11 protein-coding genes are annotated in these 9142 nt (G+C 64.5%); 7 read left to right on the top strand and 4 right to left on the bottom strand.

What is annotated here, in order from left to right; genetic code table 11:
• Window positions 1–275 precede the first annotated feature (275 nt).
• The gene (locus tag ACWFRU_RS42045) at window positions 276–473 is read right to left on the bottom strand and encodes a hypothetical protein (RefSeq protein WP_339152320.1); all 198 of its coding nucleotides are present in this window, start codon (window positions 471–473) and stop codon (window positions 276–278) included.
• Between the two features lie 2551 nt (window positions 474–3024).
• On the opposite strand from ACWFRU_RS42045, the gene ACWFRU_RS42040 reads away from it, so the two are divergent.
• Both ACWFRU_RS42040 and ACWFRU_RS42035 read left to right on the top strand, forming a co-directional pair.
• On the top strand, window positions 3025–3486 hold the full coding sequence (locus ACWFRU_RS42040) for a GntR family transcriptional regulator (RefSeq protein ID WP_339152321.1): 462 nt from the start codon (window positions 3025–3027) through the stop codon (window positions 3484–3486).
• Window position 3487: 1 nt separating this feature from the next.
• Window positions 3488–4054, top strand: a complete 567-nt coding sequence (locus ACWFRU_RS42035) for an HD domain-containing protein (RefSeq protein ID WP_453694110.1) — start codon at window positions 3488–3490, stop codon at window positions 4052–4054.
• Here ACWFRU_RS42035 and ACWFRU_RS42030 read toward each other — a convergent pair.
• A complete protein-coding gene (locus ACWFRU_RS42030; RefSeq protein WP_453694108.1) occupies window positions 4042–4515 on the bottom strand; it encodes an NUDIX domain-containing protein in 474 nt (157 codons plus the stop codon). The genes ACWFRU_RS42035 and ACWFRU_RS42030 overlap by 13 nt on opposite strands.
• Window positions 4516–4517: 2 nt before the next feature.
• On the bottom strand, window positions 4518–5285 hold the full coding sequence (locus tag ACWFRU_RS42025) for an XRE family transcriptional regulator (protein WP_339152324.1): 768 nt from the start codon (window positions 5283–5285) through the stop codon (window positions 4518–4520).
• A gap of 916 nt (window positions 5286–6201) precedes the next feature.
• Between ACWFRU_RS42025 and ACWFRU_RS42020 the strand changes: the two genes are divergently transcribed.
• The 3 genes from ACWFRU_RS42020 to ACWFRU_RS42010 are packed head-to-tail and all read left to right on the top strand — an operon-like array spanning window position 6202 to window position 7657.
• A complete protein-coding gene (locus ACWFRU_RS42020) occupies window positions 6202–6471 on the top strand; it encodes a DUF6284 family protein (protein WP_339152325.1) in 270 nt (89 codons plus the stop codon).
• Entirely contained in the window at window positions 6468–6803 is a 336-nt protein-coding gene (locus ACWFRU_RS42015) for a hypothetical protein (protein WP_339152326.1), read from the top strand. Before ACWFRU_RS42020 ends, ACWFRU_RS42015 begins: the two co-directional genes overlap by 4 nt.
• Window positions 6800–7657 (top strand): protein spdB, encoded by an 858-nt coding sequence (locus ACWFRU_RS42010; protein WP_453694105.1) that lies wholly within the window; start codon window positions 6800–6802, stop codon window positions 7655–7657. Before ACWFRU_RS42015 ends, ACWFRU_RS42010 begins: the two co-directional genes overlap by 4 nt.
• A gap of 235 nt (window positions 7658–7892) precedes the next feature.
• On the opposite strand, the gene ACWFRU_RS42005 is transcribed toward ACWFRU_RS42010, so the two are convergent.
• On the bottom strand, window positions 7893–8381 hold the full coding sequence (locus tag ACWFRU_RS42005) for a nuclear transport factor 2 family protein (RefSeq protein WP_073779629.1): 489 nt from the start codon (window positions 8379–8381) through the stop codon (window positions 7893–7895).
• 163 nt (window positions 8382–8544) lie between these two features.
• On the opposite strand from ACWFRU_RS42005, the gene ACWFRU_RS42000 reads away from it, so the two are divergent.
• Window positions 8545–8874, top strand: coding sequence for an RRQRL motif-containing zinc-binding protein (locus ACWFRU_RS42000; RefSeq protein WP_453694112.1), 330 nt, complete (start codon window positions 8545–8547; stop codon window positions 8872–8874).
• Window positions 8875–8954: 80 nt separating this feature from the next.
• Window positions 8955–9142: hypothetical protein (locus tag ACWFRU_RS41995; RefSeq protein WP_453694103.1), on the top strand; the 188-nt coding region annotated here is incomplete at its 3' end.

The following is a 9142-nucleotide window of genomic DNA, read 5'->3' as shown; positions in this document are numbered from 1 at the left end:
AAACCGATTTTGTGTTTTTTCTCGTGGGCTCGTTTATGTTTATAAGATACCGGCGTATCACACGCGCCCCGTCACGTGCTGATATCGCAGGTCACGGGCCTCTTGTTCTCGCGTGGCGGCGCCAGGGTTCGAACCTGGGTAGGCTGAGCCGGCAGATTTACAGTCTCATCACGTCCAGCAGGCCGCCTAGCCTCTGACCTCGGATGATGCCCGTCGCGTGATCCTGATGACGTTTCACCGTCCACGCCTCGTCCACTACCGAAGCCCCCATCCGCTCATTCCGTCATGAAGCGATGCGCGGCCAGGCCGAGACTGGCCGTACCCATGAACGTTGCACCGCTGGCCCCGACGACCGCGGGCCCTGCGGCCCCAGTCATCTGAAAGAGCACACCCGCGGCAACAGCTCCAACCACGCTGGCCAGAAGAATGATCGCCAGCCAGACGGCCTTCTGCGAAGAGTTGTTCCCGTTCACCTGATCTCCTCCCCTCAGCGCTTCTGCGCCGAGAGACCTCGTTCGCCAGCGCCTCCCCTGGCGGGCAATCCCAAGGTGGCAGAGGCAAAACCGCAGGTCAAAGGGCATAATGAGCGCTACTGAAGGAGACTACCTGTCGTCCTGATGTACCACATGAGAGCCTGTGAAGTAGCAAAATGACCTTTTAGCAGAAGCGTGTGTCCGCTCTCAGGGGAAGGTATAAGGAGGGACCCCCGGAACCCCTGGTACCCCTGGGACCCCTGTACCCCCGGTTTCTCCTTCAGGAAGGTCGATGACTTTGCCCAACCCCCTGTATCCCTCTGCGGTCAGGAAGCTCGAGCAGGCGGCCGACCGGGCTGCGCGGCGCGGGAAGGTCCCATTTCCGCCATCGTTCGTCAGGTCCCAAATCGACGGAGTACGACCGCCCCTTGCCCGACTCATCCAGGGCGGCCGAGGAGGAGAGGTCCGCCTCAAGCTCTATCTATGCATCACGATGATGGCTACGGCTAAGCCGTACGACCTTCGACAACCACCGGCTCCGCATGCCTGGGCACGCATGCTCGCCTTACCTTCCGATACAGGGCCTAGGCGGGTAAACAGCAACCTCAAGTGGTTGAGTCAGAACGGGTTCATTGAATTGGAACCTAGGCGTGGAAATACCCCAGCCATCAAATTGATCTCCACCGAGCAGCCGGGAGGTGTATACGTCCGCGCAAGCACTCAGGGACGGTACGTGGGTATCCCCATCGAGTTCTGGCGGCACGGCTGGATTCTCCATCTGAGCGCAACTGGAATCGCGCTACTATTTGCGCTAATAGAAGCTCAGGGCGGCTACAAAAAGCCACGTTATGTCACTAAGGAGCGGCGCGATTCCTATGGCCTTTCTCACAACACATGGACCGCAGCAAGAAAGGAGCTTGAGAATCAGGGGTTCCTGATGGTCAAGCAGACTCCACAAGGGAGCGATTTCGACTATCGCAGGTTGCGGAATTCATACTGGGTAGATGAAGGCAGGTTTCTAGACCCACCGGGTTCCATTCTTCCTCCGGGGTCCACAGTCCTTGAGAGCCCTAGTTAAAATGCACATTCTCCACACGCAGGGGCGGGAAGAATAATGCGACAGCCGAGTGAGCCAGGAGAAGCTAGAGCACGCGCTAATTTCAGCACAAGGAGCCGTACCATCCTCGCCCAACGAGCCGCATATCGATGCTCCAATCCAAATTGCGGAGCGTTGACAATTGGACCCGGCGATAAGGGGGACGATGTTGCCATTAGCGGAACGGGCGCGCACATCTATGCAGCAGCGATCGGCGGCCCGCGCGGAACAGGCGGTTTGCCACCTGCCGAGAGGAGCGCTCTCACTAACGGCATATGGCTCTGTGCTACATGCGGAAGACTAGTCGATACCAATGAGGGGAATGCATATCCTGCCCCGCTGCTGCGAAGCTGGAAAGACTGGCATGAGACACGAACTCGACTTGAAATGGGAGGATACGCCAGACCAATAGGGTGGATCCAATCGCTGGATATAGTCGATCATTTTCTCTTGGCACCGTCAGTTGTGCGGTTCTCGCGCTGCAACCTCATCATAGGAAACAACGGGTCAGGAAAGACGGTTCTCCTGTCACTGCTACAGTCAATGTCGGATCCCGACATCCTTACCAGGATGAGACTCGAACCTTCACCGCGCATAAACGCTAGAGTCAACTGGTACGACCCTCAACCGAGGATCGCTGAAATTTTAGCGGAAGAACACTCACTAGTTTTTCGAGTTGATGGCGTTGAGGCATTTTTCCCGCCGCGGCCATTTCGGACAATCTCTGTACGCGAGCCGGGATCGACCCGAAGTGGGAATTTGACAATCCTTGCCCGCAGTCTAGGAATTCCTAAGTGGGTAGTGCGTAACGCAGTGGAACGAATGCCGGACTTCCTGGCGGAAGCCATAATGGAGACTACGATAGATGGAGAGCAAGTAGCCTTTCGTACCCCCGGCGACTCGATTTTACGGCCTTTCGAATATCACTCCGGTGGGCGCCAGAATGCGTTTACTGTGCAACTAATCGCAACAATCGGGGAGGTGCAAGCGCGCAGCGAACCTACGATTCTCCTTCTTGATGCTGCTACCGCGGCCGTGGATTTCGACACAAGAAATCGGATGTTTGACCTACTTAGCTCACCAGCCCGGTCCTTCCAGACGATTGTCACGTCTTCAACACCATTTCAGGTGGGCCATGAGTGGACGGTTTCCCTATTGCGACGAAAAGCGAACGGTCTGACTCACGTCATCCAAGATCTTCCCGAATCGGTGGCTCAGCTCGTACACCACGAGGCGTGAGGGAACCCGCAGTCTGCACAAGATCGCTACTCCGCACACCTGTGACCTGCTGCTCAGTCGGCTACGGGTGCCAGGACAGCCAAAGCCGTCCTCATCTCGTCTCGTCTCGATCTTGAAACCGTCCGTGCGCACCGCTGTGCGCGACCCCTCCGCGACGGCCGGCAGTCGTGGGAGGCTTACCGATGGTGTCGACTGCCCGGCGGAGAGGGAGAGCGAGTGTCGCAGCAGGCCAACCCTCGGGGAACCTTCCTGAAGATTGCCGACTCAGTGAAGAGGCAGATCGAAGACGACCCGACCATGACAGAGCTTCCGTCGCTGGCTGAACTCATGCGCGATCACAAGGTCTCGCGCGGGGTCGCCCTGCGTGCGTTCGGCGTACTGCGTCAGGAAGGCGTGGCCGAACCGGTGCGGGGCGAGCGGTGGCGAGTCGTACGCGCGGGGGCGCCGGTCGACCGGCGCCCGCTTGATCAGCGAATCGCAGAGGTCATCGCGACTGACGGGCTCGCAGTAGGGAAGGCGTTCCCGAGCGCTTCCGTGCTGGCCGAACGGTTCGGGGTGTCACGTCCGACTGTGGCCAAGGCGCTGGAGAAGCTGGAAGCCGCCGGCGTGCTGGCGGGTGGAGGACAGGGCAAGGTGCGGACGGTCCGCGCCGTGCCGGCGCGAGAGGGGCGTTCGTAGCTTGTCGACGTTGACGGAGTGGGCCTATCCCCTGGCTGAGTCGCTGCTCGCTGAGCCGCTACCGCGACGCTGGAAACACTGCCTCGGGGTTGCTGAGAGGGCGCGGACCATCGCGCTCATCCTCGATCAGGACGCGGACCTGCTGGAGGCAGCGGCGGTCCTGCATGACATCGGCTACGCGCCGGATCTCGCCAAGACAGGCTTTCATCCCCTGGACGGCGCGCGGTATCTCCGGGACGTGGCCGCCGCCGACGAGCGCGTCATCAACCTGGTCGCACATCACTCGTGCTCGTGGCTTGAGGCGGATGCGCGCGGCTACCGGGCTGAGCTTGACGGCGAGTTCTCCCGTGAGAGCGAGCACCTGAACGATGCGCTCTGCTACTGCGACATGAACACCACCCCGGACGGCACCCCCACCAACCCCATGGACCGGATCAACGAAATCACCGGGCGCTACGGGCCGGACAGCCTGATCGGCAAGTTCATCCGGCGTGCCGAACCCGAGATCCTCGCATGCACATGCCGCGTCCTCGAACGGGTCGCCGCCGCCAAGCTTCAGCCGATGTAAGGCGCCGTGCGCGTCTGGTCCATGGCGTGCTCGATCCGGAGCCGCATCGTGGGGTGTACGTCCAGCGTCGCCAGGTCCGCCGGTGCAACCCAGCGGACCTGAGTCGTCTCGTTGCTCGTTCGGAGGTCACCCCCGACCGGCCGGGCCCGGAAGCAAATGCTGAACTGCTGACGGACTTCACCGTCGTCGTACTGCATGACGTGTCCCGGGTCTGTGTAGAGGCCGGACACGTCGACCACTTCCGCCCTGATGCCGGTCTCTTCCCAGACCTCACGCACCACCGTGTCGCTGATGGACTCCCCCACGTCGTGACCACCGCCGGGCAGCGCCCACCTGCCGTTGTCAGAACGCTGGATCATCAACACCTGCCCTGCGTCGTTCTGGACGAAAGCAACGACGGACGGCACGACCGAGTTGGCCGGCGGTGCGTCCGGGTCGTGCAGGTAGTCGATACGTCCCATGGTCAGGCTCCCGTGATGCTCTTGACGTCCTGGTCAGTGACCGGACGCGCGTTCTCCCATGTGTGATCGATGCTATTCGCGTACGTGTCGAAGAGACTTCCGCCGGGGAGTCGCCGCAGGTGCAGTACGGGCGCCATGTAGGCGCCGATGCCGTAGACGTGGGGGTTGACGAGCATCTCGCCATCGGCCCGGTAGATCGAGTTGTACAGCGTCGAATCGTGCAGCCGAAAACCGACGTCCGGGTGACTCCGCATGAGGGGCCGGTACAGCACGAGGGCATTGCGGATCTTGCCGTCCATGATGTGGTGTCCCTCGTCAATGCCGCGTTGCCGGACAGCCGCACACTCCGGGTCCCCCAGCAGGATGCGCACCCGCGCCCCCGCTTCCACCTTCGCCCTCACGAGGTCATGGAAGAGCGGGTCTTCAGACAGGAAGAGACCCGAGTACACGAGGACGTCTAGGTTTCGCTCTGCACGTCCGTACAGCTCTCGCCAGAGGCCAGTAGGCACCGTGTGGCGATGCGGGTAGACCATCGCTATCTCGGCTTTCGTGAGGTCCGCCGCACTGTCGACGGTCCGCCCGTCCTCCCACAGCATGGTCACGTCGACCTTGAGGGCCGCTGCCGTCGCGTACTGGTGACGCAGGTACGGCACCTTGCCCTGGGTAATCCAGCGTTCGACCGTCTTGGGGCTCACCTCGATCGCCTCAGCGAGGCTCTGCACAGTCATGCCACGGGTGAGGAGAGCGGTTCGTAAGCGCTCGTTCGACATCTGCACCCCCGGTGGGACGTCTAGGGACTTCTTGACCGTAGCTAGAAGTCCCAGAGCTGTCCATGAGTGGGGTGACCAACTCCCCTGACCTGCCGCGATTCTGAAGATACGTCAAGACGTCCCGGCGCGAGACGAAGAGATTGCGTCGCTGTACTTGACGGACCCCTATGCGGTACCTGTAAAATAGGTATCGCATCGCACGGAGGAAAGCCCCCGCTCTCGCTGGGGGTGAGTACGAAGGAAGCGGCCGTTAGTTGAGAACTGAACAGTGATCGTGCGGGGCCGACGCGAGAGCGGCGGTCACGGCAGGTGCCTAGGGCGAGGGTCCGGGGGCAAACCACCGTGGTGAACCGTTGCTCTCCCCCTACGCGCCTGGCAGGCGCCACCCGGTCTCGGGTGTGGGGAAGTACAGCGGGGCCCCAACGCACGTGGCGGCAAGAGTGAGACCGCCCCCGCGACGACCGGGTGATGTCGTCGGCGGCAATGCCAAGCCCACCGGCTCCGGAGAAGACCCCTGATCTGGGGTTCCGCCCGGTGTGGGCCGCCCTGCTGGCGTCAGAGCAGTGACGATGACGCACCCGACTTCACCGGCTCGGGACCGGTGCCCCGTGGCAACGGAGCACCGGTGCAAGCCGTGTCCCTGCGAACGCGGGAGGTCGGTCGTGAACCGACGACATACAAGGGCGCCGCCGCTCGGACCGGCCGGCGGCGCCTGGACAGCAAGCACGGTCCGCCACGGCTCGCAGCACGTCACGCTGCGGCCGGCTGCCTCTCCCGCCCGTCCGTTCCGCGCATGGCGTGAGGACGTACGGACGGGAGCGCGGGGAGCCGGAACCGACTCCAACGGCAAGCGACTCCCGGGGGGCCACCCGGGAGCCGCGTTCGGGCCGTTCCTCTCTGGAAGGAACCACGACCCATGAGCGACATCGTCACATACCAGGACGCCGCTACGGCGTTCGCGGACTTCATCGAACCGACCGCTGCAGAGCTGGACGCGATCGAGCAGGAGATGCCCGTCATCCTGGCGGACGTCGACCTGTTGGACGCGCACATCGTCACCCTTGACCGCACCCCGAGCGAGCTGGACGAGCGGCGTATCCGCCGGGCCCGGCGCCGGGCGCTCGCTGCCCGCGTCGCGCTGGTCAACCGCGCGGCCGGTACGAGCATGCCCGGGGGTGCGGCATGACGCTGGAAGAACTCGCCATCCCGCTGCGGACGCTGCGACTGCTGGCCGTGGACTTCCCCGGCCTGCCCGCCCCCGACGTGGACGTCTCCCCGCTCTACCCGGAGCGGCTGCGGCTGTCCTTCCACGACACCTCGTGCGAGAGCCTGGCCGCGTTCGAGCAGTGGCGCACCGCGCTGCGTATCGCGCCGGACGCGGTCGACGCCCGCACCCAGAGCGACGGCCGCACCCGCGTCCTGGCGGCTGAGGGCTCGTTCGCCGGCGCGGTCATCGTCCTGACCGCGTACGCCGACCTCCCCGCCGCCGACCGTGCCCCGGCGGGAGGTGTCCGGTGAAGGCCAAGACCGTGTTTCCGGCTGTCGCGATGACGGCCGTGTCGATGGTGCTCACCCTCGCGGTGGTCATGATGTGGCTGGGGGCGGCGGTACCGTGGCCGGTCGCCCTGGTCGTCGGTCTCGGTATCGACGGTGGATGGCTGGCCACCCTCGCCTACGAACGCCGCTTGGCCGCGCAGGGCGACCACAACCGCGCCGTAACGGCGGTCGGCTGGTCCTTCGGCGTTCTCGCCGCTGGCGTCTTGGTCGCGCATGCGCTGACCGCCGAGCACTCCGCCGGCGCCTGGCTGGCTGTGGCTTGGCTGCCGATCGCGGCCAAGGCCCTATGGCTCGTGCACAGCCTGTGGGAACGCACCTCACTCACCCCGCTCGCGCTGGACGCGATCCGTGGAATCCAGCAGGAGGCGCGCGACGAAGCGGCCGTGGCCCGTGCCCGGCTGCGGGCGGAAGCGGCCACCGAGGAGACCCGGTTGACGGCCGTGACGGAAGCCGGAGCCCGCGTCGCACGCGTCCAGGCCGATACCGCGCAGAGGCTCGCTGGAGCGTGGTCGACGCTGGAGACCGCCCGCAAGGGCGAGGAGACCGGCAGGGCGCTGACCAGCGTGACGACCGCCGTCACGCCCGGCGTCACACCCCGCTGGGAACTCCCCGTGTGGGGCCCCTCCGACCCGGTACCGGCGTTGGAACCGGGGGCGCCTGCGCTGTCGGATGACGCGCTGGACACGCTTGTTCACGACATCCGGCACAGCCAGACGCCACCCTTGTCGTACCGCGACATGGCCGCCCGATTCCGGGCCGCCGGGCACTCCGCCTCTGAGGTCCGGCTGCGGGCCGCGTGGAAGCGCGTCGCCTGATGTCCACGCTGCCAACTGGAGTTCACGCGGGTTCCTTCGCGATGCGCCTGCCGATAGAGGTGCAAGTGGGGAGGTAGGAGCCCTCAAATCAGCCTTGATCGGTACGCGTGAGATGTTCGCAGCAACTGGCAGATTCTGCGAGTACGGCCGGTAACTTGCGATGCTATGCAGGATTCGGGAAGTCGCCGCCGTCTGACGCTGCTCACTGGGCAAGCGGAGGACGGCGTCGCGGTGATCAGCTGCTCTTGCCAGCGTGGTCAGGCTCCCCGAGACGCTCCGTCGGCCCACCGAACGGCAGGACCAGAGTTCGCTTCGCCAGAAGCCAGACACCATCGGTCCTGCGGAAGGTGTCTTCATAGTGACCAATGTTTGCCGGCAACCGGGGTGGAACAAGCAGGCCTTCGGCATAGCCATCGACCCGGTAAGTTGCGAAATAGGTCGTGGCCGTTGCCTCGTTGGTCGAGTGAACTGTGACCAGAATGTTCGTACACATCCGCCTGGATAGCCGGTCCGCCGGCCGGGATCCGAAGTAGTGGCGAAGGGCTTCGCGTCCTTCGATAAGACGACCGTCACGCGGCCACTCCCAGACTCCGTCCGGGGTGAACAGGTCGGCCACCGTGCTCGGTTCGCCGAGATCAAGCCTTCGGACGAGTTCCAAGACCAAACGCTCACATGAGCGCTCAGCGAGCATACGGTCCAGGGAACCGAGATCTTCGTTAGTCATCTGCGATCTCTATCAGCCGTCGGGCCAGACCACGAGTGCTTTTCGTCGGCATTGGGGCAGGACACGGGTGAGCTGAGCTCCCCGAACCCGCTTGCGCCACCCAGGAGAGCCCCACCCCACGAGCGGGTTCCCAACAAGACAGTCTTCAGATTCCACGAACCCGCTGGTTTCGGTCTACCGGTGGCGCCTGGCCCCGGACGGCTACGCCACCCGCCGCCAACTGCGCGCCCGTGGCCTGCGGCCCGGTGGTCAGCAGGTGGCCGCGCAGCTCGAACGGCCGCGCCGCCGCCGGGGCCCGCTGGTCGCCTACCTCTACCGCATCGACCTCGCCAAGCCGGTAAGGCCGATGACGCCGGCCCGGTGGGCGGCGCTCGCCAAGGCCAACACCGCCCGCCGCACCTGCCCGGTCTGCCGGCGTGACGCCGGCTACGTCATCCCCCCGACGCTCGGCACGTGCGTGCCGTGCGCCTACCCCGAGCAGTACGCCGCCTGAACTCCCGGCGGGGCCGTCCGCACACCTCCTACAGCGACGGACCAGGCCCCGCCTTCCCTCTGCGAGAGAAGGAAGTCTCAGTGAAGCATCCCGACGACGACCACGAACTGTTCAACCGCCTGGAAGCCGAAATGGCCGCCGACCACGGCGCCGACGTGGTCGACCTGGACAAGGCCCGTGCCGCCCGCAAACCCGCCCCCACCGCCCCCGCCTCGGAGTCTGCGCCGGCCGACCCGGACACGCCCGTCATGGTCGACCAGCCCGCCCC

The sequence above is a fragment of the Streptomyces sp. NPDC055099 genome (assembly GCF_053607685.1).
The sequence above is the reverse complement of the archived record's forward strand: the minus strand, read 5'-3'. Positions and strand labels throughout refer to the sequence as shown.